Genomic DNA, 26,654 nt, shown 5'->3' on the forward strand with positions numbered 1-26,654 from the left:
CTTTTGAAATGCATACAAACACAAACACGATTTGAAAATAGGCGGTTTGAAAGAAAAAACCAACTAAATATTTATCGAAAATGAAATAGAGCCCAAAATCAGTACCTAAAATGAAATGATAACCGTATATCAAAATAACTGCCTAACAATCGGTAGGAAAAACAAAGAATTCCTTATTTTTGAATTCAGGAAACGAAAAAGAGATTAAAGCATGAGTGTCAAGACGGCTAAGAAAAATAAAACCACTATATCAAACGAAATTTTAGAAAAGGCATATCGCTTAATGCATACTGCCAAAAGAATGGCTGAAATTTACGATGAAAACAAAGCCATTGCCTCAAAATATGTGCATAGTACTTCACGCGGACATGAAGCTATTCAGCTTGCCGCATCTATGCAATTAAAACCTATCGATTACCTAGCGCCTTATTATCGAGATGAAAGCATTTTGTTGGGCATCGGAATGGAACCATATGAATTAATGCTTCAACTGATGGCAAAAAAAGATGATCCTTTTTCAGGTGGCCGCTCCTATTACAATCACCCTTCTTTAAAAAGAAAAGGAATGCCAACGATTCCTCATCAAAGTTCTGCAACTGGAATGCAAGTAATTCCTGCCACAGGAATGGCGCATGGTTTAAAATTTAAAGAAGAGCACGGTTTAGGAAATGAGGGAGAAAAACCGGTGGTAGTTTGTTCCCTTGGTGACGGATCTGTAACAGAAGGAGAAGTTGCTGAAGCTTTTCAAATGGCAGTATTAAAGAATTTACCTATTATCTATTTGGTTCAAGATAACGACTGGGGTATTTCAGCAACAGGTAAAGAAATGCGTGCCATGGACGCTTATGAATATGCAGCTGGATTTAAAGGCTTGAAAAGAATGCAGGCCAATGGGACTGATTTTGAGGATTCTTATACCAAAATGGGAGAAGCCATAAAGCATGTCAGAAACCGAAAAGGACCCGTTTTATTGCATGCTAATTGCCCACTTTTAGGTCACCATACTTCAGGGGTAAGAAAAGAGTGGTATAGAAGTGCAGATGACCTCGAATTACATACTTTAGGCGATCCTATCCTGAAATTCCATCAATATTTATTGAAGAATAATTTTTCAGAAGAGGAATTAAATAAATTAGAAAATGACGCTATTAAAACTGCAAACGAAGCTTATGAAAAAGCTTTAGATGCAGATGATGTTGATCCTAGTGAAGTTCTATTACACGAATTTGCAGAAACGCCAATAACCGAAGAAAAAGGACAGCGCAAACCAAAGGGGGCTGAAAAATCGGTGATGGTAGATGCTGCTTTACATGCAGTAGATGATATTTTAAAAAATAATCCGGAAGCACTATTCTACGGACAAGATGTTGGGGGTACTTTAGGAGGTGTATTCCGTGAAGCCGCCAACTTAGCCAAGAAATACGGAGATGGGCGAGTATTTAATACGCCTATTCAAGAAGCTTACATTATTGGAAGTACCGCTGGAATGTCTGTTGCTGGTGCAAAACCAATAGTAGAAATCCAATTTGCAGATTACATTTGGCCGGGTATGAACCAATTGGTTGAAGAGCTGTCAAAATCATGCTACCTATCTTATGGTAAATTCCCTATTCAATCCCTGATCAGAGTTCCAATTGGAGCTTATGGAGGCGGTGGTCCTTATCATTCTGGTTCGGTTGAATCAACTCTATTAACCATTAGAGGAATAAAAGTTGTATATCCATCTAATGCGGCTGATATGAAAGGATTGATGAAGGCCGCTTTTTATGATCCAAATCCTGTGGTGATGCTGGAGCATAAAGGCTTGTATTGGTCAAAGGTACCTGGGACAGATGGAGCAAAAAACCATGAGCCGGATGAAGATTACATCATCCCACTAGGAAAAGGAAGAATAGAACAAGAAGCGGATCCAGAAAAAATTGAAAATGGAGAAAGCATGACCATTATAACCTATGGAATGGGCATTTATTGGGCAAAAGCGGCTTCGAAAAAATTTAAAGGTCACGTTGAGATTATTGATTTAAGAACATTAAACCCATTGGATTGGGAACTGGTAAAAGAAAGAACAGAGAAGCATGGTAGAGCATTGGTGCTGACGGAAGAGCCTCTGATGAATTCATTTGCTGAATCTTTGGCCGGAAGATTAAACCAGCACTGTTTTGAATATTTAGATGCACCTGTTAAATCGTATGGAGCACTTAATTTACCAGCTATCGGCTTGAATGTAGAATGGGAAAAAGCGATGTTGCCGAATGCAGAGAAGGTGGAGCAAGAGATTAGGGATTTGTTGGGGTATTAAAAAAGTTGGAAGTAGGAATATGGAAGTTCGAAGTCTGTTATAGAAGGGTCTTGGACGTGTAATGATTGATGTTGGCTATTACAATTAAATAGACCGTGCTTCATTTGACAATTGATAGTTGATATACCCAGAGATTTACTGGTTAAGATAATTCTTGATCTCATAAAAAAAGCACTCACATGGCAGTGGGTGCTCTCTATAAAAGAAATCTAAACTTATCTATTCTTCATCTGCCGCAAGTCGAACCATAATGCCATCCATATCTGGATGTAGTCTCAATTGGCAAGCTAAACGACTATTATGTTCCGCATTGGGTAATATATCCAATTGATCCATTTCTTGATCTCCCGGCTCATTTAAATTATCAAAGCCTTCCTCCACTTTCACATGGCAAGTGGCGCATAGTGCCATTCCTCCACAGGTAGCTAGGATTGGATATTCATTGGCCTTTAAAAACTCCATTAGACTTAAGCCCATATCGGTCGGAGCTTCAAGCTCTTGAACATCACCTGAATAATCTTGTACTTTTATTTTTATATCACTCATACTTCCTATTAACAAGTCCTGTCAGGTTTTAAAAACCTGACAGGACTCGTGGCTTTATTTTAAAATGATTCAATACCATTTACGGTGGTGTATTTGAAACTTAAATGCTTATCTGGGTATATATGTTTAAAAGCAGATTGTGCCATTAAAGCCGCCTCATGGAAACCACATAAAATTAATTTCAATTTACCTTTGTAAGTATTAATATCTCCAATAGCATAAATACCTGGAACATTAGTAGAATAATCCTCAGTATTTACCTCAATCTGATTTTTATGGATACTTAACCCCCAATCAGCAATAGGGCCTAACTTAGGGCTTAAGCCGAATAGAGGCACTAAATAATCAGCCTCTAATTCCATTTCGGTTTTGTCCGCGCCTGTAACTTTAACAGAATTCAATTTACCGTTTCCGGAAAGTGAAGCCAAATTACTTTTCAATAAAAGATTGATCTTTCCTTCTTTCGCTAATTCAAAAACTTTATCTGCTGAATCAGGTGCTCCACGGAAAGTTTCATTTCTGTGAACTAAAGTAATTTTCTTAGCAATTTTAGAAAGTTCAATAGTCCAATCCAAAGCGGAGTCTCCCCCACCTGCTAAGATCACATTTTTATCCCTGAATTGCTCCGGATCTTTCACCATATAAGAAACACCCTTTCCTTCAAAATCAGCAATTTCTTTCAAAGGCGGTTTACGAGGTTCGAAACAACCTAATCCACCTGCGATCACTACCGCCTTACAATCTATTTCAGTACCGTCTGAGGTTCTTAACTCGAATCCTGTAGCAGTTTTTTCTACCTTATCCAATCTCTCCCCTAAAGTAAAAGTAGGATTAAAAGGCTTGATTTGATCCATCAAATTATCTACTAATTCCTGTGCTTTCACTTCTGGAAAACCGGGAATATCATAGATAGGTTTTTGCGGATAAATCTCAGAAAGCTGTCCGCCCACTTGAGGAAGGGCATCCACCAAATGGCAACGCAACTTCAATAATCCTGCTTCAAATACTGCAAATAGACCTACTGGGCCTGCTCCGATAATGCAAATGTCAGTTTGTATCATTGTTTTTCGTAAGTTATTATAGGTATAACTTCATTTCGCTGACAAAGTTCGTATAAAAATAGTTGTTTTACTAACTAAATTGGAAAATATCTTTAATAAGAGAATACTCATTGAAAAATTGTAAATAAAAATCACAATCCTTCCTTTTCAATAATACTTAGTCCAAGAAATCCACTTCGGTTTATAAAAACTAAAAATGATGACACCAATTAACATCACAACACCAAAGGCAACTCCCACCATCCACATAAAACTACTTTCCGGTACTCGTACGCTCATCTCGGCTACAAAAGCAGCCCATAAGCCAATGACTGACCAGAACATTCCTGTGAAATGAAGCCTCAACCAAAAAGATTTGTGTCTGAGAAAAATAGCTGGAATTATACCTACAAGAAGTGAAAAAGCGCTGATAATAGATGCATAATGGAAGATTCCCCAGCCGTTAAAAAGCCGGTATATCATAAAACTGCTGATTAATAAAACTAGCATACTGATTACGTAGATATAGCCTATCCTAATATGTAACTTAGTGCCTTTCTTCATGGACAGCACTAATGTACCAGTAATAAGCGCAAGTACTCCTGCAATGAAATGAATAAGACCTTCAGTACTTTGAATCATGTCTGGCATATCAATAATATTTAGAATTATTAAAATAGAAAAGATTTGAAGAAAATTCAACAGCATCTATTTTAATGAATAGCAGAAATAAGAACTCAACACTTCTAATAAACTGATCGACAAATTCTCTATCCCCTCATCCATGGAGAAATCTGATTTGATTATTTTCCAAAACATAGATAAATTAACGGTTAGATTTTATATAATATTTACAATTACTAAATTTCAAAATATGACCTATTTTAAGAACTACTTAATAATAGTATTTATTATTAGCTCCTTAAACGGATTAGCGCAATCACAGAATGAGATCGTTTTCGTAGAGGAACTCAAACAAGAAGGCAGGAAACAGCTGAAAAGAATTGTATCAGAATATGAAATTGACGACTGGATGTTTACCAATACCATTCAAATGGCGCATGGAGAAGATGCGCATAGCCATCCTGTTTTAACCATGAATACCAATCATTTAGATGATGATGAAGTGCAACTTTCCGTCTTTCTACACGAAAATGCACATTGGTTTGTGGGCGATGATGCAAAAGATACCGCAGAAAATGCAGCTATAGCAGAACTGAAAGAATTATTTCCCAATCCACCAGCCCCTAAACAAAAAAATCTATACCATCATATTATGGTTGTATGGGTAGAATATGATGCTATGCTAGAGCTATTTGATGCTAAAGAAGCCAATGCAATTATGGAGAGGAAAATTGAATATTATATAAAGGGCAATCGAAAATCCTTGTTGTCAAAAAATTATGTTTGGTATAATGATATCGTCATGAATAAAGTAGAAAAAGTATCAGAGATCATGAAAAAATATGGTTTTATCATAAATCCAGATAAAGGAATCATAATCGATTAAATTGTCACCAAGCGTTAATCTAATTCAACTGGAATTGGAGAATCTGAGCGAATTTTCCAGTGATCATCATAAATACTTTTATAATATATTTCGATGACTGCCTTTTTTGGATTATGCCTTTTTGACCAATCTACTTCGTATGGAAACTCAAAATAATTTGCTAGGATAACAGAGGAACTTTCACTACTTTTTTTGACATGGAGTGGTCTTCCTGAATTTTCTGGTACAATAATTCCTGGAAAAATGTGAACTACACCATCGGTTCCACTATTGCCATTAATCCTCTCAAAATAGTCAAATAAGTCAACATTGTATCGTCCAGTACTGTCAATAACAAACATATTTTCAATAAAAGCTGGCCCTAAGCCTTTATTTTCTAACCATATTCTTTCATCAACAATTCCTAGAGAATCAATACTTTTTCCATAGCCAATCATGAGGCTAGGCATAACAGATACATGCTGCTCTTTCCTCGTTAACATTGTCTGATACAATATCATCAGCAATGTAGCGAGACTGACGATTATGGCACTCACACTTACAATCCTATCTGCGTTTAATCTTTTTTTCATTTTGAATTTACTTTATAAAAGGTTAGCCGACTGGAATTTTGATGATAGGTAGAATCCTCTTCCTGATTATAAAAGTCATAGTACAAATCAATATGATGTTTCCCCTTTTTCAAATGAGAAATGTCTATTATCGATAATAATCCATCCTGACCAGTTTGCGAATTACGTTGATAGATAAAATCGTCTTCCAATAAATTCCCATCAAGTACAACACCATAAAATTTTTCAAGGCAGCTCATCTTCAAGGAATCATAAGCAATACCTTCTTGTTCTTTTTGAATTTCGTAATTACAAGCGGGCATTATCCAATCTTTTTCAAAACGGGTAGAATGAACAATAAATAATTCCAAATAAGCTTTATCTATAATATAATCTTCGATATGCATGTATTTAGAATAAAAACCATTTTGGACTTTACTTCTGTACATATCTTCCTTCAGTCCATACTCGGGACTTTCGTATGGTGCCAGAGCAATCGACCTAACAGAAGCAAAATCACGGAATTGGAGAAAAATAACCATAAAAAAAGACAGGATAAAGAAAAAAATTAGGACTAAGCTTATTTTCCATTTCTTATGATTACTGATTAGCCCATAATAAATATTCCGATATAAAAAGGAGAGGGTTATCCAACCACTAAACCTATATAACGGGTAAAAGACTTTGTTCACATAAGGTATTCTTTTAAACCCTCCCATACTTACCAGGTCTAAAATCATAACTACAGTTAATACATATATAATGTCATCAACAAAGCCTATTTCAAAGTTGCTGCTTCCTATAATTTGGCTTGCTACTTCAATGAAAAGAGTCACCAATCCTAAAAAGAAAACAAGCCCTAAGAGCCACATGAATATTAGAAAACTAATAGCGAATAAGGTGCTGCATACTTTTTCAAGCTTAATAATATGAAGCTGATAATCACTACCTTTTTTAATATGCTGCTTGTATAAATAGGGGTATTTTAAATTCTCAAAATTTATTCCTTTGGGATAAACATAACTTAATCCTACGAATGCTGCCCAAACACTTCTAAATAATAAGTGTGTAACGAATCCAAAGATTAAAACAATATTAGCGTATTTTAAAATACTACTTATACTTTCATTCACGGATGTACCAGAGAAGATAGAATATGAATTATTATCTAAAAAGTAATTGAATTCGCCTATTAGCGGGTAAATTTTAAATAGTCCAAACAAGACAATACCAGAAATCAAAATCTCGGGCTCCCAACTTCCTTCCTGTATTCTCTTTAGCCAAGCAGGTGTTCTATATGCACCTTTGTCTTTATCACTATCTTTCTTACTCATTTTTCCCAGGTTCGTTTCTATTATCCATATCAGCTGTGATCATCCATTTGCCAGCTTCTTTTCTTAAAGTCAAAATAAATTTACCGATAGCAGGCCAGCTCTCATACCCTTTATAACCACCAATGATATAGCCAGTATCACCATTTATCGCATAGTCATACGCTTCTAATACCAATCTGCCTCCTGCATATTGGTAGGCTTCTTCAATATTGGATCTGCCTTTGGTGATGGGTTTATTGGGCCTTAAAATGTAAGCATCCTCAGTAAAAAGGCTAGCTAGCTGAGCTGCATTTGAATTTTCCCAATGTGTCTCATAATCGCGAAGTACTCGGTCTAATTCTTCCGGTAAATCGATTGCTTTAGGGTTTTCTTGTGCAGCTGAATTGCTCAACACCAAGAATAGATTTAATAATCCAATGAGCAATAAGCCCTTAAAATTTGATAGCTTTTCCATATCGAAAGAATCTAAATCTAAAAATAAATTGAATGATAAGGAATCACAAGCTAGCCAGTGTTTTTTTAGACTGTTGAAAAAAATCTTTAAATCAAACACTTAAGGTAGAATACACGCTCAACAACACTCTAAAAGATTATCAGTTGTGACTATAATACAAGGAAAAACGACTACGATTATGGCAAGATATGCAATCAGTGATATACATGGATGTTATCATACCTTCAAAGAGCTATTAAACACCATCGGGCTGAACAAAAGTGATGAATTAATTCTTCTGGGTGATTACATAAATCGGGGGAGTTATAGTAAAGAGGTTGTTGATTTCATTATGCAATTGGAAAGTGAAAAATATAATATTCACTGTTTAAAGGGAAATCATGAGGAGATGATATTTGATTCCATTATTTATAATGACAAAGTCAATAGTGAGGATGTTACTTTAAAAAGTTTTGGAATAACAAACTTAAAAGAAATGCCGAAAAAGTATATTAATTGGTTTCTTAAAGTCAAGCCTTACCACATCTCAAGTAATTATATTCTAGTGCATGCAGGCTTAGATTTCAGCAAAGAATCCCATTTGCAGGAGAACAGGAACATGTATTGGATAAGAGATTGGTATAAAGACATCGACTATAATCGCCTGGGGAATAAAAAAATCATACATGGACATCAGTCCATCACCAAAAATGACATAATCAAAATGCGAGATGACCTTGAAGAAAGTCAGGTGCTAGGGATCGATAATGGCTGCTATAAAACTGACCAAGCTGGTTTAGGAAGGCTTTGCTGCTTTAATTTGGATACTAAAGAGCTCTATTTTGAAGTAAATAAAGATTGAGGTATTGTCCTTGAAATTCTTCTCCTTAAATTTGACTTAATCAAATAATGAAACTTCTTAAAAAGAATTTAGTCCTGATTTTAGATTATTTTTCTCTACTTCCAAAACTCCTTAAAGTTGATCTGTTTTCCTTTCAAAAAATACGCTATATGATTTGGAATCTTTATATTCAAAACGACTGGTTTGCAGATAAACTAGAAGCAGAAAGCCAGCAAAAGCATAATATTTCATTATTCAAATCAGATAGAAAAAACACCTTGTTTTAAAAAAGATGTGAGATTTTGCTGTAGCAATATAAAAAAAACAAAAAGGGCTATCTCAAAACTAAACATAAACCAATATTAAGAATGAGACAGCCCTGAAATTATTTGTTTCTAACCTAAAACATATAATTGATCTTTAAAACAAATTAAACTATTCTAATTATTTGAAAAGTGAACATTATCTACCAATACTGTTGCCTCAACAAATTCAGCATTATCATTTACCGGATTCCATAATGCAAATGGAATATTCAAATTATTCAAATTTAATCCTTCAAAATCGCTGAGTGGAATAACATATTCTTCAAATCCGCTTTCTAAAGTTGTGCTTGAATAATCTTTCAAGTAAACTGTTGCATCACTATCAGTGCTTTCCAGCTTAATTTCAGCATCGACTAAGGATTCTGGCTTATTCAAACTAAATGTTAAATGAGTAAATTCACTTATGTCTGCGGGTTGTTCCATTTCTATGTATGCACCACCCCAATTTCCTCCTTGATAATCTAATTTTAAACTTAAATCACCGTCCACTGCAGATTCTGATGTATCAATTAAAGGCTCACCGCCACCACCGTATGCAATAATTTCAATATTGCCTAGATTATCAAAACCATCTTTAATCGCATTTTCCGCAATATTAGGCTCTAAAATTTGTCCAATTGTTTCTTCTTCTACATCCAGTGTCGGTTCAGCAGGCAAATCAAGCCCATTTTTTGAATAAACCCTCACATAATCAACCAGCATAGTTTGAGGGAAAGTAGTGGTTTCATCCGGATAACCGGGCCAAAATCCACCTACTGCAACATTCAGGATCAAATAAAAAGATCTTTGGAATTCCTTCATGCCTTCATCTATTGCAACCTCATGAAATTGCTCTCCATCTACTTCAAATGATAACGCATCAGGCGTCCATTCCAAGGAAAACACATGGTAAGATTCGCTAAAATCTGCGGCCGCAGCCTGCTTCATTCCCTGATTCTCGCCCTTTCGATTTTCACTATTCGTATAATGCAAAGTTGAGTACATTTTACCAGGCTCATTTCCCAACATCTCCATAATATCAATCTCTCCACATCCAGGCCAATTTACCTGATCGCGATTATCTCCCAACATCCAAATAGCCGGCCATATCCCTTGCCCTTCAGGCATTTTAGCTTTCACTTCAATCCTACCAAAACGCATGCTGAATAAATTTTGTGTAGTGAGTTTTGCGGAAGTGTAATCATCTGTTCCATTTTTTATAGCGGTTATGGCTAATGCCGAAACATCTTCATCTTCTACTATTGATGAATTTTCTTCACTATTTGTATAGATTTGTAACTCACTATTTCCCCAGCCTTTGGGTAAACCGAAGTCAGTGCCATCACCCGTTTCATAAGTCCAATTTTCAGGATTTATCATCCCATCATTAAATTCATCATTCCAAATGAGGGAGTACCCTTCTGGAACAGGAACTTCCATTTCTTCTGTTACTATATCATTGTCATTGCATGAAAAAGCAATAAAGATCATTACTGCGATTATCCCTTTAAGTGATTTTATATTCATTCCTGTAAAAATTTAAATTATTTAAATTAAACTCCATTTCATTAGCTTAACAATTTTAAAGATGCATCACTACTACTACACCCCATATAAAATACTACATCATTACTACTACAATAAATCGGGTAATCACGGTTATTTCATCAATAGCACTTAATAATAACATCAGTTAGTTTAATCTATTTATTCATCCAAATGACAGGACAAAGCTTCCTTTTCTTCGCTAAATCAATAATCGCCTTCAAAAATATTTGATTAACTTCCAGTCAAAATTAAACTAATGCGAAAATGAAAAGTATTTCATGCTTTATCCTTATTTTATTAATTAATATTCCCATAGCATTTTCCCAAAACCACTATGGAAAAAAAGGGATGGTAGCCAGCGCTTCTACCTATGCTTCTCAAGCTGGCTTGGAAATAATGAAAGATGGAGGAAATGCAGTAGATGCTTCCATAGCTACAGCTTTCACATTGGCTGTTACATGGCCATTTGCAGGAAATATTGGAGGTGGTGGATTTATGGTCATTCATACAGGGGAGGGTAACATCACGACTTTCGATTTTAGGGAAAAAGCTCCTTTAGCTTCTACTCAAAATATGTTTTTAGATGAAGAAGGAAACCTAAAACCAGGAAGCAATCATAATTCTGCATTAGCAATAGGCGTACCTGGAACTGTAGCTGGTTTGTATGATGCTCATCAAAAATATGGTAAAATATCTTGGGAAAAGCTATTGGAACGTGCCGTTCAATTAGCAGAATACGGCTTTCCATTACCCAAATCTTTAGCAAATGACTTCTTTTATTTTGCTGAAAATCCAGATCAATTTCCCGAAATACAAAGCTTCATTAAAAGAGACGGAAAACTTGTGAGATTCGGAGAATTTTGGAAACAGCCGGCCCTAGCTGAAACTTTGAAGAAAATTCAGAAAGAGGGTAAATCTGCCTTTTATGAAGGGGAAATGGCCAAGGTTTTAGTGGACTATATTCAATCGCAAGGTGGGATTACAACGCTTGAAGATCTTGAAAAATATGAAGCCATAGAAAGAAAACCCATTCATTCAACTTTTAATAATTATGATTTATACGGTATGCCTCTACCTAGTTCTGGTGGTATAGCAGTTACCCAAATGATGAATATGTGGGGACAGCTGGATGCTACTCCTAAAATGGGCTCTGTTCAATACTACCATACATTGGCTGAAATAATGCGAAAAGCTTTTAGGGATAGAGCACAATATTTGGGCGATACTGATTTTGTTGAAATTCCAGATTTAGAAAGATTGCTTTCTAAGAATTATGCTAGTGATCTGTTAAAAGAAATTGATTTTGAGCAAGCTGGCAAAAGCGATAGCACGGATATTCAATTATTTTCGGAAGGTCGAGAAACAACCCACTTATCTGTGATGGACGAGACAGGAATGGCCGTATCGATGACAACTACTCTTGAACAAGGTTATGGTGTTAAGATGCAATCTTCGGAATTGGGCTTTCTCTTGAATAATGAAATGGGAGATTTTAATGCTGTCCCTGGCGAAACCAATAACTCAGGACAAATTGGAACGCCTGCCAATACCATTGAACCCGGCAAAAGAATGCTCTCCAGTATGAGTCCATTCATAGTAATGAAAAACAATCAACCCTTTTTGGTAATCGGAAGTCCTGGAGGAAGAACGATTATCAATACAGTTTTTCAAACTATTCTTGCGACCACGGTTTACGATTACCCAATGAATCAAGCAATAGAAGCACCCAAAATTCATCATCAATGGCTGCCGGACAGAATCGTTTACGAAGAATATAAAATGGCTCCGGAAATTTTAGAATCTTTAGAGTACATGGGGCATGAACTTCAAATGCGCAGTTTTTTAGGTAGGCTAATGGGTATAAAATTTATTGCTGAAACAGGATATATGGAAGGCGCAGCGGATAGCGGAAGTCCTGATGGAGGTGTGGCTTTTTATTGATATCAATAAAAATTTAAGAATATAAGTTTAGCAAATAAGAAAACAAAAGAAGCAGATAATAAAGTGTATCTGCTTCTTATAAATTTTAAATGAATTAGAATATTGAAGTCATATAAATAGTCTTTTATCAGTAATATTAACCTTCACAGGCTACATCCTGTAAATCTTCATCCCAGCAATGAAAATCTGTATCATTAAAATAATTTTCACTTTTCACCCTGCCAAACTTCAACTCACTGTTCCAATATATTTCAATTAAATCCCCAGATTGAGTATTGGAAATTTCCACTGAGCGATCGAGATCGCTATTTTCATCTCGACTGTAATAAATATAACTTCCTAGTAATTCACCTTCTTTTTCTATGGTGAAATCAGCATTTGCTACTGTTCTGTCTTCATTTCTAGACCATTCTGTGCTGATCCAAGCAGAAGGATTTTGTGGACTTTCATATAGCGTCCAACTTCCACTATTTCCATCTACATTGGATTGTCCCTCAAACCATATAAAATCATCTACATTGTTGGAACTTGAAGAGATATAACCTTTCCAATCTACATTGCCATCTACCACATCGGCTGTTAAACGAATAGAAAAATCATTAGAATTAGCTGAAAAATTACTTTCCCAAGTCCAAACGCCTGCATCCGTATCGTAAAATGGTTCTTGACTAATAGTAGCTTTGAAAGCCGTTACCGGGATTGCCAAACCACCCGTTAATAATGCTGAATAAACACTGACATTAACCGCTGAATAGAACCAATTTTCAATAGTTTGATTCCTTTGATTTACTTCTGTTTGAAAATCATCAAAGTTAGGTGCCATACTATATTCTGGTGGCATAACTGGTTGAGGATCTTGATCATTTTCATTATCAGAATCACAAGACCATAATATTACAGTTAGGATCAAAAATAAACTCAAAAACTTTTTCATAATTACATAAATTTTATTCTGTACACTATAAAGATACACTCTTAATTATAAAAGTTGGAATCTCGTATCCTAAACGTTACAAAAGTTTTTAAATTTTATACTTATGATAAAATTATGAAAGATTAAAACTTTCATTCCTTCTAAGAGTTAGTATTATATGTCATCAAAATGTCAATTCATCAAATTCAATCAAGGAAAATAAAAAAATTCTCCCTTTTTGGAGCATAATTTATTAGTTTAATGTTTCTATGGAAAACTACCTTAATCGCTACCAAGAAATCAGGAAAACAACTGAAGGGATTTGTGAACCTTTGGAGATAGAAGATTATGTAGCCCAACCTATTGCTGATGTAAGCCCACCCAAATGGCATTTAGCACATACAACCTGGTTTTTCGAGACTTTTTTATTGAAGAAATTTTCAAAAGACTACAAAGAATTCCATCCTCAATTCCCATTTCTTTTTAATAGTTATTATGTGAGTGCCGGTGAAAGGATGTTGCGCCCCAACAGAGGAAACATGACCCGTCCAACTGTTGAAGAAATTTATAAATATAGGAGATATGTGGATATAGCCGTAGGTGAATTGCTTTCGCATATTATTACCGATGAGATGAAAAACATTCTTGAGATTGGCTTCAATCATGAACAACAGCATCAAGAATTATTGTTCTATGACATAAAATATATTTTAGGACATAATCCACTTTTCCCTGCTTATGACAAAGGATTTGAGGAATATTTCACCGAAGATTGGGAGCAAAATTGGGTACAAATCAATAAGGGAAATTATAAAATTGGCTTTGAAGGAAAAGGATTTTCCTTTGACAATGAACACAACTACCATGAAGTGCATTTGGAAGGAGCCAAAATTAGTAACCGCTTGGTCACCAATGGTGAATATGCAGAATTTATAGAAGCCAAAGGCTACGAAAATCATGAATTTTGGCATTCAGATGCCAGAGCTTGGTTGGAAGAAACTGGAATTTCCGCTCCATTATACTGGCATAAAATGGATGAAAAATGGCATTATTATACCTTGTCAGGATTAAAACCCATCAATGAAAATGCCCCCTTGATGCATATCAGTTTTTATGAAGCCTATGCTTTTGCAGAATGGAAAGGATTGAGACTTCCCACAGAATTTGAATGGGAAACTGCTTCCAATTTATTTGATTGGGGTAAAAGATGGGAACATACCGGAAGTGCCTATCTCCCCTATCCGGGTTATAAAAAACCAGCAGGAGCTATAGGAGAATATAATGGCAAGTTCATGGTGAATCAAATGGTGATGCGAGGTTCGTCACGTGCCACTTCATTAAATCATTCAAGAAAAACATATAGAAACTTCTTTCATCCGCATTTGCAGTGGCATTTCAGCGGGATAAGATTAGCCAAAGATTTATGACAACAACCGAAAAAATCAACTTCTCAGTAGCGGATGCTGTAAAAGAAGGACTTACACAAAAAGAAAAATCATTACCCAGCTGGTTATTTTATAATAAAGAAGGAGACCGGCTCTTTCAGGAAATCATGAAGATGCCGGAATATTATTTGACCAATTGTGAATATGATATTTTTCAAAAATATAAAAATGAAATATTATCTCTGATTTCTGCAGATGTTGAAGGATTTAATTTAATCGAATTTGGAGCAGGAGATGGGTTAAAAACAGAAATTCTTCTAAAACATTTTGTGGATCAAAAAGCTACTTTCAATTATAAACCGGTAGATATTTCTAAAAATGTATTGAATTTATTGCAGCAAAGAATGCAAAAATCCATACCTGATTTGGATATAGAACCCATCAATAAAGAATATTTCTCTGCTTTAGATGCATTAAATGAGGCACGAAAAAACCCTATGGTAGTGCTTTTTATGGGGGGTAATATTGGGAATTTTGAGCTGAAAAATGCACATTCCTTTGTAAACCAAATAGCTGAAAAACTTAGAACAGGAGACCGAATTATCATGGGGTTCGATATGAAAAAAGACCCTGAGATGATTAGAAGTGCGTACAATGATGCTCAAGGTATCACTCGCCAATTCAACATGAATTTGCTTACAAGATTAAATAATGAATTAGATGCCAATTTTGATTTGGAGCAATTCAAACATTACCCATCATATGATCCGCAAACAGGCACCACTAAGAGCTTTCTAATTTCTCAAAAAAAGCAAACAGTTCATTTAAAAGCCATAGATACCACCATCCATTTCAAAGCTTGGGAGCACATCCATGTAGAAGTATCCCAAAAATTTGACGAGGATATGATTGAAAACATCGCAACAGAGGCTGGCTTGAAAGTTGAAAAGTATTTTTATGATGAAAAGGAATACTTTGCTGATGTGGTGATGAGAAAATAGTTAAACCCCTCAAAGCTTCACTGGTCTTAGCGTCTCGCTAAGATCTTGCCCCAGTCCCTTTAAGTCTTAGCGAGACGCTAAGACTAGGTAGGTATTTTTATGATGAAAAGGAGTACTTTGCTGATGTGGTGATGAGAAAATGAAAAGTTTAAATTTTACTACACACTCCCCCGTTTCGGTGTTTTCACCGAAACTCTTCAGTGATGAAGGCTCATCTCCCCTCACAGAAACTTAAAGGTGAAAACACCTTTAAGGGTGGGAGCGTTTAATTATCGATGACTATCTTCATCTTCCAAAATACTCAAATAACTTTCATATCGGCTAGGCGCAATCTTCCCCTCTTCCATGGCTTCGCGAAAAGCACATCCTGGCTCATGGGTATGAGTGCAATTATGAAACTTGCATTCTCCTATATATTCCCGCATTTCAGGGAAATAATGGCTTAGCTCTTCATTACCTATATCCCAAAGACCTAATTCTTTTATACCGGGCGTATCAATCACGAAAGACCCTTCCCAGGCTTCAAACATTTCAGCAAAAGTAGTCGTATGCACTCCCTTTCCCACTGATTCAGACACCTCTCCTATTCTTTGCTCAATATGAGGCGAAATCAAATTCAGTAAAGTAGATTTTCCTACTCCTGAATGTCCGGCAAAAAGAGAGGTCTTTCCTTCCAAAACGGCTTTCAATTCTTCCATCCCAATATTTTCCTCAGCAGAAACTAGCAACACTTTATAGCCTAATTCCTGATAATCAAATTTGAGCGCTTCATAATATTCTAATCCCTCCTCATCCAATAAATCTGCTTTGTTAAATACCAAAACAGCAGGAATTCTGAAGGACTCACAACTCACTAAAAATCGGTCAATAAAACCCAAACTCGTTCTTGGGAATGCCAAAGTCACTATTAAAATAGCTTGATCAATATTAGCTGCCAGACGATGACTGTGTTTCTTTTTCCGAGTTGATTTTCTAATGATATAATTTTCCCTGGGCAATACATCTTTAATAATGGCTTCCTTGTCATTTTCAGGTGCAATATTTACCCAATCGCCCACCGCTACAGGATTGGTGACTTTTTCATCATCCAAACGGAGCTTACCTCTCAATCGGCATTCATAGAATTTTCCTTCTGCCAAAACAGTGTACCAACTTCCGGTCGATTTGAAAACTCGTCCTTTTATCATGACAGCTCCATTTTTTGGATGATGGGTGCAATATGTTTCATAATCTTATCTGTTGCGCCAATATTTTGATTTACATATTCCAAAGCCCTTTGGGAGGATTTCTCAATTTTAAATTCATCTGAATTCATAATAGATAAAAATTCCTGAGCATTTGTCACTTTAAAAGCAGCTTTGGCTTCCAATAAATCGATTGCCTCCTGAAATTTACGGTAATTTTTATTTCCGAAAAATACGGGCAAGCCAAAACAAGCGGCTTCCAAAGTATTATGCAAGCCATCTCCAAAAGCCCCGCCTATAAAAGCTATTTTTCCATATTGATATAAAGAAGAAAGCATTCCAATATTATCAATTAAAATTACTCTAGTCTCTGCTTGGGCAACAGACTTAATTTCACTAAATCTGCTCGTTGGAATTTTCAAAACCTCTTCATGCAGTTTCAAATTAGTTTCACTAATATCGTGCGGGGCAATAATGGCTTTCCATTCAGGATTTTGCTGTAAAAAAGGAGCTATTACTTTTATGTCTTTCTCCCACGTACTTCCTCCTATTAAAACGGGCTGGTCTTTGGAAAATTCAGCAAACATTTCATGAGGCTTTACACTATCCGTAATGGATTTCACCCTATCAAATCGCGTATCTCCACTTACGCTCACATTATGAATATGAATGCCTTTTAGCAAAGCCGCAACCGTTTTATTTTGTACAAAAATATGATCGAACTGCTTTAAAATTTTTCGATAGAATCCACCATGAAATTTAAAGAATCGCTGATTGGAACGGAAAATAGCCGAAACAGAATATACCCAGCAATCTGCCTCTGATAATGCTTTCAAATGATAATGCCAGAACTCATATTTAACAAAAAATGCCAGTTTGGGTTGGATAATTTTTACAAATTGCTCCGCATTGTGAGAAGTATCCAAAGGCATATAGCAAATGTAATCTGCGAGTTCATAGTTTTTGCGGACTTCATAACCCGAAGGCGAAAAGAAAGTCAAAAGGATAAAGAAGTTAGGATGTTCTTGCTTGAAAGCTTCAATTAAAGGTCTCCCTTGTTCAAATTCACCCAAAGAAGCACAATGAAACCAAACTACTGGCTGGTCAACAGATTTAAACCTTTCCTCTAACTGAGGAAACAAATCTTTTCGACCTTCTACAAACTTTTTGGATTTGGCATTTATCAGCGCATGGATTTTCACCCCTACACCTAATAATGAAATACCCAATCGATAAAAGAATTCACCCATGCGGTAAAATTAATGGGAAATATTTACGAATAAGAAATATTTAGTGATTTAAATGTGAATTGAGAATACTTTGGATAGTGCTACTTTTATTGACTCTGAAATTTCAAAATCAATTTCACCAATTTTTTTATTACAAATCTTTCTTCAGAAACAGAACGAACCTGAAAGCAATCAGCTGAAGAAGGTTTTGACAAATTGTTTCTATTATTTGGAGTTACTTTAACCATCCAAGGGGCTACATCATATTTGGATTTCCAATCATTTAAAGGAACTACAACCTTTAACGGCAATTTCCCTAAAGCATCATCATTTACAATCAATGCAGGTCTTGTCTTTTTAATTTCTGCTCCTATCGTAGGATCAAGGTTTATTAACCAAATTTCATTTTGCTTCATAAAATCTATCAAAATCAATTGAAGTAAATGCTGTTAACTCCTTATTAGTTTTGTACTCCACCAACATCTCTTCAACTGCATCTTTCATTTCAGCTTTACTATCTCTTTCTAAAGATTTCATTGCAAATTGAATAATCTCTTTTCTGTCATCTAAAGACATAAGTGATATCTCATTTAAAATTTCTTCCTTGTTCATGATTTAGATTTTTTATCTGAATTTCTAACTGGTTTTACACTTCAAGAGAAGAAGGTAAAATCTCTATTCCATCTTTAGCTATTTCTGAAATATAGGGAGAGCCTAATTCATAATCTTCTTTTGAAATTGGATGTGGTTCAATACGTGAATCATAATTAGCTCCTGTTAACATCAATTGAACTTGTAAATCAAATTTATCTTCTGACTTCAAATGATCAAATAACAATGCAACATCAATATCACTATCTTTATTTTCAGTTCCTTTAGCGTAAGAACCAAACAAATAGGCAGTAGAAAAATTAGAATATTTTTTAGCTACTTCGGCTATAAAATCTATTAACTTTTTATTTGTCGCTTTATCCATTTCTTTTTGTCCTTTATTCTTTCCATCCAATACTTTGTATATTCAGGAGTACATTTCTTATGAAAACTCATCTTATAATCATCATACCTTGCATTAATGTTAAATGCAGTAACTGTAGTGAAAAACAATTTATCCTCTTCATTTAGTTCAATTTTGCATTTCTCTGCCAACCTCAATAGGTTATGAATAAAAGGCGGATAATCATTATTTACTTTAATATAATACGCTTTCAGCAATTTTTCAATTACCAAATGCCCTACAAACAATGTCCAACTTAGTCTTTTTGAATCGTACATCGCTAACATAGTCTCATAATCTTCATCAGCACTTTCAATCCAGTAATTGATTATCTTTTCTTTATTAAAACTCGGTTTATTCAATTTAGATGATTTTTAACAATGATTTATTCTTTCCTCCTCACAAAAACAGCCACCAAAGCCGAAGTAACAGCCCCTATTACAAGAGCAAAAACAGCACTTTGCCATAGGTAACTTTTCAAATTAAAATAAGCATCTGCCTCCTCTTGTGTTCTTAGTCCTTGATTTACAGCGTATGTTGATGCATTCTCAAAATATTCAGGAGAAATCAAATCATGGATTACCATTTGGCTGAAAGGTGTTAAAATCACGACTACTGCTGTAATGATCAAGCCTGAAACGAATCCTTGCTTCCAGCTCATTACATTTTTATAATGCTTCTTTCGCTTTTCCAATAAGGCTAATACATAAACCAATATAGCTGGGATGGCAACAAAATTGGTATAAGTCGCATGCTCTGCAATCTTTTCATCATGCCAGCCCATCATTTTCTCAAAATACATCCAAAGGAGCATCATAATCACAAAGATTAATCCCCATTTAATTTCAATTAGTCGCTTCTTCATTTTTAGTTCTCCGTTGTTGACTTACTAAATATACTCCAAAAAATATCATCAATGCAAATAGCGCTTTCTCCCATTTGAAAACTTCTTGTCCGATTAAAATAGTGATGAAAGTGGCAAATACGGGTTGCAAATAAATATAGTAGCCCACTATAGTAGAATTCACATGCTTTAATGCCATCGCATTTAATAAATAAGCCAAAAATGTGGTTCCTATAATCACATAAACAATACTCCACCATATTCCTGCTGGAAAAGCTTGAAATTCCACATCAAAAATCGGGACTATTCCAAAAGGAACAATCATCAAAGTCCCGAAAAGAAATACCCATTTCACTACCGTGATAGGTTCATATCTTTGCATTAAGGGTTTTACCATCACCAAATAGATCGCATAGAAAGTAGCGTTGAGGAAAATAAAAATATCCCCTAAAAAGGCATCATTTTCAAAGCTGACTTCTTTATTCAGCACTAATAAAATCACTCCAAATGCTCCTATGAGGATTCCGATAACTTTACGCCAAGTGATCTTCTCGTTCAGCAACCAAAAGGAAATTGCCAACACTATAATTGGATTAGCCGTCATGATGATGCTGGCATTTACCGGGCTAGTCAAGCTTAATCCATTAAAGAAAATCAGCTGATTTCCCATTACTCCAAAGACGGCACATTTGGCAAAAAGCCAATAGTCTTTTTTTCTAATTACTTTTTCTGAGGAAGTAAGCGCATGATAAATCCAAAAAAGAATAGTCGCCACCGTTGCTCTTAATAATATAAAAGCATTGGGGCTCATATAATTAGGCATCACACCTTTGGCGATGACATAATTTGCGCCATAAATTAAACCGACTAGTGCCAGTGCTCCATGAATTTGCCATGTCTTATTCATTTGGCAAAAGTAAGGGATTATGTGGATATTGCAGGTTAAATACCAAAGCTAATATTAAACTCGCGCACAAGATGAAATTGGCTAAAAAAACCTGTCAGGTTTTCAATTGAGGTTAAAATGGTTGGTGTGCCACCAACCATGGATACTACCCCGGTCGGTGGCACACCGACTGGAAACCATGATTAATGATTTAAGTAAACCTGACAGGTTTTTGGTAGCACAGAATAAAGCTTTTTAAAATTAAAAATTATGATATTCGGAGAAGATAAACCCCTGGCAGAAAGAATGCGTCCAACCAAACTGGAAGAATTAGTCGGACAACAGCATTTGGTAGGTGAAAAAGGAGTTTTAAGATTGACAATTGCCCAAGGGAAAGTGCCTTCTATGATTTTCTGGGGACCTCCCGGTGTTGGCAAAACCACCATTGCCAATATCATAGCCAATCAGGTGAAAGCTCCTTTTCAGACCTTAAGTGCCATCAGTGCAGGGGTGAAAGATGTGAGGGAAGTTATCCAAAGAGCCTCACGCTCTGGAAAAATTATTTTATTTATAGATGAAATTCACCGTTTTAATAAATCGCAGCAAGATGCTTTATTGGGAGCTGTAGAAAAAGGAGTCATTACCCTGATTGGCGCCACTACAGAAAACCCATCTTTTGAAGTTAATTCTGCTTTGCTTTCTCGCTGTCAGGTTTACACACTCAAAGCATTGGAATTAGAAGATTTAAAAGGATTGCTGAATACCGCTTTAGCAAATGATGAAAAATTAAAAGAGCTCAATATTGAAATTAAAGAATACGAAGCTTTGATTCAGCTTTCAGGTGGAGATGCCAGAAAGCTTTTGAATTTATTCGAATTAGTAATTGATGCTTATGGAAAAGATGAAAAAATCAAAATCACCAATGAGCAAGTCAAAGAAATCGCTCAAAATAGAATGGCGATTTATGATAAGTCTGGCGAACAGCATTATGATATTATTTCAGCATTTATCAAAAGCATAAGAGGAAGTGACCCGAATGCTGCAATTTATTGGCTAGCAAGAATGATTGAAGGTGGAGAGGATGTGAAATTCATTGCTCGCAGATTGTTAATTTCTGCTTCTGAAGATATCGGATTAGCAAATCCAAATGCCTTATTAATTGCCACCAATACTTTTCAAGCGGTATCAATGATTGGTTATCCAGAGGCAGAGATCGTATTAGCTCAGTGTGTTACCTACCTAGCCTGCTCTCCAAAAAGTAATGCTTCCTATTTAGCTATTAAAAAAGCAAGACAATTAGTGCGTGATACTGGGGACTTATCTGTTCCGCTACATTTGCGAAACGCCCCAACAAAATTGATGAAAGATATGAATTACGGTAGTGGATATAAGTATTCTCACGATTTTCCGGGAAATTTTGCCTTTCAAGAGTTTATGCCTGAAGAAATTAGCAAAAACACCCTCTATGAGCCTCAGGACAATATTAGGGAAAAAGATTTTCGACAAACATTGCAAAATCTATGGCGAAAAAAGTATAATTATGACTAATCTAAGAATTATGGTATTTTTTTTATTAATTTAATTACCTACCTTTAATTTTAATAAAAAAACTAAGCATAAACTATAACTAAGAAAGAACATGGATCCAAAACTGGAAAAGTGGAAAGAGATTGAGTTCAATGTGGATCTACCGCATGCAAAATATGAAGTCTCAAATTACGGTCGGATTAAAAGCTATTCGACACGTGAAACCGGAAAAATCATCAAAGGCTCCAATGTGAATGGCTACCAAGCCATCATGGTCCGATTTGACAAAAGAATAACACAAAGTTATTATGTGCACCGTCTGGTTGCCGAATCATTTATTCCGAAGGATAATGATAATCAGGTGTATGTAACCCACTTGGATTACGACAAGTCAAATAATCATGTTAGCAATTTGAAATGGGTCTCTGAAAGAGAATTGGCAGATCACAACAATAAAAACCCTAAAGTTTTAAAGAAAAGGGTTACAGGTTATAAACTAACTGAATCCGATGTAAAAGTGATCAAAAAGATGTTGAAAAACGAAAAGACAAGATACAGCCAAATTGCAAGACAGTTTGGAATCACACATACACAATTAAACAGAATAAGAAAAGGACACAATTGGGGACATGTTACTATAGATGATTAATCTATAAAACATCATTTTAATTTTCAAGCATGCTATCATTCAAAAATAGCATGCTTTTTTTATAAAAAAATTTACTTTTTCAAATCAATACAAAAATTATCATCACAAATGCAAAAGCTTCAAGCCATTCAATTGTTTATCCCGTAATTCTGCGCTAATTTTAGGCTCAAATTGGTTTACAAAATGCAAAGAGATAATATTTTATTCGACCTTATCAAGAAGGAACAAAAAAGACAGGAAATTGGAATTGAGTTAATCGCATCTGAAAATTTCACCTCACCAGAAGTGATGGAAGCTATGGGAAGCGTATTAACTAATAAATATGCGGAAGGCTTGCCGGGAAAAAGATATTACGGTGGATGTGAAGTAGTTGACGAAGTTGAAAACTTAGCAATAGATAGAGTAAAAGAATTATTTGGTGCCACTTGGGCCAACGTTCAGCCACATTCTGGTGCCCAAGCCAATGCAGCCGTTATGTTGGCTTGCTTAAATCCTGGAGATAAAATATTGGGTTTTGACTTATCGCATGGTGGTCATTTAACGCATGGTTCTCCCGTTAATTTTTCAGGAAAACTATATCAACCTTCATTTTATGGGGTAGAAGAAGAAACTGGTTTGATAGATTGGGACAAAGTGGAAGTAACTGCCAAAAAAGAAAAACCAAAAATGATTATATGTGGTGCTTCTGCCTATAGCCGTGAATGGAATTATAAAAAATTAAGAGAGGTTGCCGATGAGGTAGGTGCTATTTTATTAGCTGATATTTCTCACCCTAGTGGACTAATTGCTAGAGGGTTATTAGATGATCCATTAGATTATTGTCATATTGTGACCACCACTACTCATAAAACTTTACGTGGCCCTAGAGGTGGATTAATTATGATGCGTGATGATTTTGAGAATCCATTTGGATATAAAAATCCGAAAGGAGAATTGCGCAAAATGACACAATTGTTAGATTCTGGTGTATTTCCAGGGACACAAGGTGGGCCACTCGAGCATGTGATTGCAGCTAAAGCAGTTGCATTTGGACAGTGTTTAACAGATGATTATTTTAATTATATCCTTCAAGTAAAGAAAAATGCTGAAGTTATGGCTAAGGCATTTATGGAAAGGGACTACAAAATCATATCAGGAGGAACGGATAATCACTTAATGCTGATTGATTTACGCTCTAAAGGAATAACAGGAAAAATAGCTGAAGCTGTATTAGGTGAAGCAGATATTACCATCAACAAAAACATGGTGCCATTTGATGACAAATCACCATTTGTAACCTCTGGAATGCGTATTGGCACTGCAGCGGTAACATCAAGAGGTTTAGTTGAATCTGACATGGAAAAAATTGTGGATTTCATTGATACGGTAATTACTCAAAATGAGGATAAGCAAAAAATTGCTTCAGTGAAAAATGAGATTAATGAGTGGATGGTAGAATTTCCTTTGTTTAAATAACCTATGCCAGCAGATCAACCACAAGCGGAGATGAGCTTTTTAGATCATCTGGAAGCCTTTCGATGGCATATCGTAAGGGCTTTATCCGCAGTTGTAATATTTTCAATTATAGCTTTTGCTTCAAAAGAATTTGTATTTGGCACTTTGATATTGGGGCCATCTAGACCTGATTTTTGGTTTTACCAAATGGCTTGTAATCTGGGGCAAACTTTAGCCAATTCAACTGCATTTTGTATAGATGAACTGCCTTTCATTATTCAAAGTAGAAAAATGACAGGACAGTTTAGTATGCACATTACTTCATCAATTGTTTTGGGAATCATAGTGGCTTTCCCTTATTTCTTTTGGGAAATGTGGCGATTTGTAAGTCCTGCACTTTATGATAACGAAAAGAAAACCAGCAGAGGCGCTACTTTCTTTGTGAGCCTACTATTTATGTCAGGAGTTCTTTTTGGTTATTATATTGTATCGCCAATTTCCATAAATTTTTTGGCTAATTACCAAGTAGATGCTTCCGTATTGAATGAGTTTGATATTACATCTTATGTTTCGACTTTAACCATGCTAGTTTTAGCATGTGGCTTGATGTTTCAGTTGCCGATGGTAATTCTGTTCATGAGTAAAGCGGGCATTATCAATCCGCAAATTTTGAGACAATATAGAAAGATTGCGATAGTGGTAATTTTAGTGATTAGTGCTTTCATTACACCTCCTGATCCCATTAGCCAATTATTGATTTCCTTTCCATTATTGATTTTATATGAGATAAGCATTTATATTTCATCCATAATCCACAAAAGGAAAGACAAAAAAGAAGCTGAATTAAAGAAATTAGAAGAAAGCAAAAACAATTAGTATGCTATTTGCCAATATACCTGGACTTACTGATTTAAAAGAACAATTGATAAAAGGGGTGAAAACCGGCAAAATTGCTCATGCCCAATTATTTTGGGGAAATTTAGGTGCGGCTAATCTTCCTATGGCTTTGGCTTATGCTACTTATTTAAATTGTGAAAATCCTGGAGAAGATGATGCTTGTGGAGCTTGTAATTCATGCCACAAAAATGCTAAGTTTATCCATCCGGATTTTCAATTTTCCTTTCCTACTGCAGCAAACGACAGCATAAAAGGGGATGACTCCAAACTAAGTAATAATTTCATGAAGTACTGGAGATCATTTCTTTTGAAAGACCCATTTGCTTCTGTGTCGAATTGGATTGACCATATAGGAACAGGAAACAGGCAATTGAATTTAGCAAAAGATGAAAGTAAAAATATTATTCGTAATCTTTCTTTAAAAGCTTTTGAAGGCAAGTATAAAATCATGCTGATTTGGCTTCCAGAATATTTACATCCCTCTGCAGCTAATGCACTTTTAAAAATTATAGAGGAGCCTTCGGATAAAACCGTTTTTCTTTTAGTTTCCAATAACAGAGAAAAACTGATAGGTACAATCACTTCCAGAACTCAAGCTGTTCATATTCCCAATTATTCTGATGAGGAAATAAAGGATATTTTAGTTTCCAAATATGAAGTAGCTGATATCCAAGCCAAGCAATTAGCCCATATTGCGCAAGGCGATTTACATAAAGCAGTAGAACTGATTGATGATGTCTCTGATGACGCACAACAAGAATTTGAACAATGGATGAGAGAATGCTGGGCAAATGATTACACCAAATTGATTAAGCGTTCCGAAGATTTCCATAAATGGGGCAAAATGAACCAACAACAATGGCTAGTTCATGCTGAGAATATTTTGAGAGAATCATTGATCGCTCTGATGCAAAGCACTGAATTGATGAGAGTTCCTGATGAACATGAGCAATTTGTAATGAAATTCAGCAAAACCTTAAGCTTGGAAAAAATTGCCCAGATGAATGAAATCCTCAATAAAGCCATTTACTACTTGGAAAGAAACGCTAGTGCTAAAATGACTTTGCTAAATGTTTCGCTTCAATTATCGGCTATTTTAAGACGGAAGTAAAATTTAATTCTATAAAATGCCATTACTGCAATCCTGAAAAATAACCTTGGTTATTTTCTTTTGTGTTCTTTTGATTCTTTGTGGTGGGAATGGGCAACCGATAGTACAAATCAACAAACATTACTTTTTAACCACAAAAGATACTATGTTAAATTCCTAATTAGTTTTATACTTTTAATCCATTTATTAACTTTGAACTGACCAAAAGAAGGCTTCAGTCGATTCTTTGCACCGGAGTCTATCTAGAGCGGG

General features: G+C 35.4%; 27 protein-coding genes. 11 read left to right on the forward strand and 16 right to left on the reverse strand.

Features of this window, described 5'->3' with window-relative positions:
* The first annotated feature begins 211 nt into the window (after window positions 1-211).
* Window positions 212-2,299 (forward strand): alpha-ketoacid dehydrogenase subunit alpha/beta, encoded by a 2,088-nt coding sequence (locus ACFE0M_RS11265; RefSeq protein ID WP_434545861.1) that lies wholly within the window; start codon window positions 212-214, stop codon window positions 2,297-2,299.
* 219 nt (window positions 2,300-2,518) lie between these two features.
* Here ACFE0M_RS11265 and ACFE0M_RS11270 read toward each other — a convergent pair whose 3' ends face one another.
* The 3 genes from ACFE0M_RS11270 to ACFE0M_RS11280 form a co-directional block, all read right to left on the reverse strand.
* Window positions 2,519-2,845 (reverse strand): 2Fe-2S iron-sulfur cluster-binding protein, encoded by a 327-nt coding sequence (locus tag ACFE0M_RS11270; protein ID WP_434545862.1) that lies wholly within the window; start codon window positions 2,843-2,845, stop codon window positions 2,519-2,521.
* 59 nt (window positions 2,846-2,904) lie between these two features.
* Window positions 2,905-3,906, reverse strand: a complete 1,002-nt coding sequence (locus ACFE0M_RS11275; RefSeq protein WP_434545863.1) for an NAD(P)/FAD-dependent oxidoreductase — start codon at window positions 3,904-3,906, stop codon at window positions 2,905-2,907.
* Between the two features lie 147 nt (window positions 3,907-4,053).
* Entirely contained in the window at window positions 4,054-4,536 is a 483-nt protein-coding gene (locus tag ACFE0M_RS11280) for a DUF2306 domain-containing protein (RefSeq protein WP_434545864.1), read from the reverse strand.
* 223 nt (window positions 4,537-4,759) lie between these two features.
* Between ACFE0M_RS11280 and ACFE0M_RS11285 the strand changes: the two genes are divergently transcribed.
* A complete protein-coding gene (locus ACFE0M_RS11285; protein WP_434545865.1) occupies window positions 4,760-5,395 on the forward strand; it encodes a hypothetical protein in 636 nt (211 codons plus the stop codon).
* Between the two features lie 14 nt (window positions 5,396-5,409).
* On the opposite strand, the gene ACFE0M_RS11290 is transcribed toward ACFE0M_RS11285, so the two are convergent.
* The 3 genes from ACFE0M_RS11290 to ACFE0M_RS11300 are packed head-to-tail and all read right to left on the reverse strand — an operon-like array spanning window position 5,410 to window position 7,734.
* Complete coding sequence (locus ACFE0M_RS11290; protein WP_434545866.1) at window positions 5,410-5,967, reverse strand: hypothetical protein; 558 nt, start codon at window positions 5,965-5,967, stop codon at window positions 5,410-5,412.
* Window positions 5,964-7,280, reverse strand: coding sequence for a hypothetical protein (locus ACFE0M_RS11295; RefSeq protein WP_434545867.1), 1,317 nt, complete (start codon window positions 7,278-7,280; stop codon window positions 5,964-5,966). Before ACFE0M_RS11295 ends, ACFE0M_RS11290 begins: the two co-directional genes overlap by 4 nt.
* Entirely contained in the window at window positions 7,273-7,734 is a 462-nt protein-coding gene (locus tag ACFE0M_RS11300) for a YybH family protein (protein ID WP_434545868.1), read from the reverse strand. Before ACFE0M_RS11300 ends, ACFE0M_RS11295 begins: the two co-directional genes overlap by 8 nt.
* A gap of 178 nt (window positions 7,735-7,912) precedes the next feature.
* Between ACFE0M_RS11300 and ACFE0M_RS11305 the strand changes: the two genes are divergently transcribed.
* Window positions 7,913-8,575, forward strand: a complete 663-nt coding sequence (locus ACFE0M_RS11305; RefSeq protein WP_434545869.1) for a metallophosphoesterase family protein — start codon at window positions 7,913-7,915, stop codon at window positions 8,573-8,575.
* Between the two features lie 419 nt (window positions 8,576-8,994).
* Here the strand turns inward: ACFE0M_RS11305 and ACFE0M_RS11310 are convergent, their stop codons facing one another.
* On the reverse strand, window positions 8,995-10,386 hold the full coding sequence (locus ACFE0M_RS11310) for a glycoside hydrolase family 16 protein (RefSeq protein ID WP_434545870.1): 1,392 nt from the start codon (window positions 10,384-10,386) through the stop codon (window positions 8,995-8,997).
* 285 nt (window positions 10,387-10,671) lie between these two features.
* Here ACFE0M_RS11310 and ggt point away from each other — a divergent pair, with 285 nt between their 5' ends.
* Window positions 10,672-12,348 (forward strand): gamma-glutamyltransferase, encoded by a 1,677-nt coding sequence (gene ggt, locus ACFE0M_RS11315; protein ID WP_434545871.1) that lies wholly within the window; start codon window positions 10,672-10,674, stop codon window positions 12,346-12,348.
* Window positions 12,349-12,484: 136 nt separating this feature from the next.
* On the opposite strand, the gene ACFE0M_RS11320 is transcribed toward ggt, so the two are convergent.
* The gene (locus ACFE0M_RS11320) at window positions 12,485-13,282 is read right to left on the reverse strand and encodes a hypothetical protein (RefSeq protein ID WP_434545872.1); all 798 of its coding nucleotides are present in this window, start codon (window positions 13,280-13,282) and stop codon (window positions 12,485-12,487) included.
* Window positions 13,283-13,530: 248 nt separating this feature from the next.
* On the opposite strand from ACFE0M_RS11320, the gene egtB reads away from it, so the two are divergent.
* A complete protein-coding gene (gene egtB / locus ACFE0M_RS11325; protein WP_434545873.1) occupies window positions 13,531-14,688 on the forward strand; it encodes an ergothioneine biosynthesis protein EgtB in 1,158 nt (385 codons plus the stop codon).
* A complete protein-coding gene (locus tag ACFE0M_RS11330) occupies window positions 14,685-15,647 on the forward strand; it encodes an L-histidine N(alpha)-methyltransferase (RefSeq protein WP_434545874.1) in 963 nt (320 codons plus the stop codon). Before egtB ends, ACFE0M_RS11330 begins: the two co-directional genes overlap by 4 nt.
* A gap of 269 nt (window positions 15,648-15,916) precedes the next feature.
* Here ACFE0M_RS11330 and rsgA read toward each other — a convergent pair whose 3' ends face one another.
* The 8 genes from rsgA to ACFE0M_RS11370 form a co-directional block, all read right to left on the reverse strand.
* On the reverse strand, window positions 15,917-16,834 hold the full coding sequence (gene rsgA / locus ACFE0M_RS11335) for a ribosome small subunit-dependent GTPase A (RefSeq protein WP_434545875.1): 918 nt from the start codon (window positions 16,832-16,834) through the stop codon (window positions 15,917-15,919).
* The gene (locus tag ACFE0M_RS11340; RefSeq protein ID WP_434545876.1) at window positions 16,831-18,081 is read right to left on the reverse strand and encodes a 3-deoxy-D-manno-octulosonic acid transferase; all 1,251 of its coding nucleotides are present in this window, start codon (window positions 18,079-18,081) and stop codon (window positions 16,831-16,833) included. Before ACFE0M_RS11340 ends, rsgA begins: the two co-directional genes overlap by 4 nt.
* 86 nt (window positions 18,082-18,167) lie before the next feature.
* Window positions 18,168-18,476: a type II toxin-antitoxin system PemK/MazF family toxin gene (locus ACFE0M_RS11345; RefSeq protein WP_434545877.1), complete on the reverse strand. Its 309-nt coding sequence runs from the start codon at window positions 18,474-18,476 to the stop codon at window positions 18,168-18,170.
* Window positions 18,463-18,672, reverse strand: coding sequence for a hypothetical protein (locus tag ACFE0M_RS11350; protein WP_434545878.1), 210 nt, complete (start codon window positions 18,670-18,672; stop codon window positions 18,463-18,465). The genes ACFE0M_RS11345 and ACFE0M_RS11350 overlap by 14 nt, the downstream gene beginning before the upstream one ends.
* A 34-nt stretch (window positions 18,673-18,706) precedes the next feature.
* On the reverse strand, window positions 18,707-19,036 hold the full coding sequence (locus ACFE0M_RS11355; RefSeq protein ID WP_434545879.1) for a nucleotidyltransferase domain-containing protein: 330 nt from the start codon (window positions 19,034-19,036) through the stop codon (window positions 18,707-18,709).
* Complete coding sequence (locus ACFE0M_RS11360; protein ID WP_434545880.1) at window positions 19,009-19,416, reverse strand: HEPN domain-containing protein; 408 nt, start codon at window positions 19,414-19,416, stop codon at window positions 19,009-19,011. Before ACFE0M_RS11360 ends, ACFE0M_RS11355 begins: the two co-directional genes overlap by 28 nt.
* A gap of 23 nt (window positions 19,417-19,439) precedes the next feature.
* Entirely contained in the window at window positions 19,440-19,919 is a 480-nt protein-coding gene (locus ACFE0M_RS11365) for a DUF4199 domain-containing protein (protein WP_434545881.1), read from the reverse strand.
* Complete coding sequence (locus ACFE0M_RS11370; protein ID WP_434545882.1) at window positions 19,900-20,805, reverse strand: DMT family transporter; 906 nt, start codon at window positions 20,803-20,805, stop codon at window positions 19,900-19,902. The genes ACFE0M_RS11365 and ACFE0M_RS11370 overlap by 20 nt, the downstream gene beginning before the upstream one ends.
* Before the next feature lie 249 nt (window positions 20,806-21,054).
* On the opposite strand from ACFE0M_RS11370, the gene ACFE0M_RS11375 reads away from it, so the two are divergent.
* From ACFE0M_RS11375 to ACFE0M_RS11395, 5 genes are all read left to right on the forward strand, one after another.
* Window positions 21,055-22,332 carry a replication-associated recombination protein A gene (locus ACFE0M_RS11375; RefSeq protein WP_434545883.1) on the forward strand — a complete coding sequence of 426 codons (1,278 nt, stop codon included), beginning with the start codon at window positions 21,055-21,057 and terminating at the stop codon, window positions 22,330-22,332.
* A gap of 91 nt (window positions 22,333-22,423) precedes the next feature.
* The gene (locus tag ACFE0M_RS11380; RefSeq protein ID WP_434545884.1) at window positions 22,424-22,960 is read left to right on the forward strand and encodes an NUMOD4 domain-containing protein; all 537 of its coding nucleotides are present in this window, start codon (window positions 22,424-22,426) and stop codon (window positions 22,958-22,960) included.
* 183 nt (window positions 22,961-23,143) lie between these two features.
* Window positions 23,144-24,415 carry a serine hydroxymethyltransferase gene (gene glyA / locus ACFE0M_RS11385; protein ID WP_434545885.1) on the forward strand — a complete coding sequence of 424 codons (1,272 nt, stop codon included), beginning with the start codon at window positions 23,144-23,146 and terminating at the stop codon, window positions 24,413-24,415.
* A gap of 3 nt (window positions 24,416-24,418) precedes the next feature.
* The gene (gene tatC / locus ACFE0M_RS11390; protein WP_434545886.1) at window positions 24,419-25,270 is read left to right on the forward strand and encodes a twin-arginine translocase subunit TatC; all 852 of its coding nucleotides are present in this window, start codon (window positions 24,419-24,421) and stop codon (window positions 25,268-25,270) included.
* Window position 25,271: 1 nt separating this feature from the next.
* Window positions 25,272-26,402 carry an ATP-binding protein gene (locus tag ACFE0M_RS11395; RefSeq protein WP_434545887.1) on the forward strand — a complete coding sequence of 377 codons (1,131 nt, stop codon included), beginning with the start codon at window positions 25,272-25,274 and terminating at the stop codon, window positions 26,400-26,402.
* Window positions 26,403-26,654 lie beyond the last annotated feature (252 nt).

The sequence above is a fragment of the Marivirga sp. genome, assembly GCF_051117495.1.
Classification (GTDB): domain Bacteria; phylum Bacteroidota; class Bacteroidia; order Cytophagales; family Cyclobacteriaceae; genus Marivirga.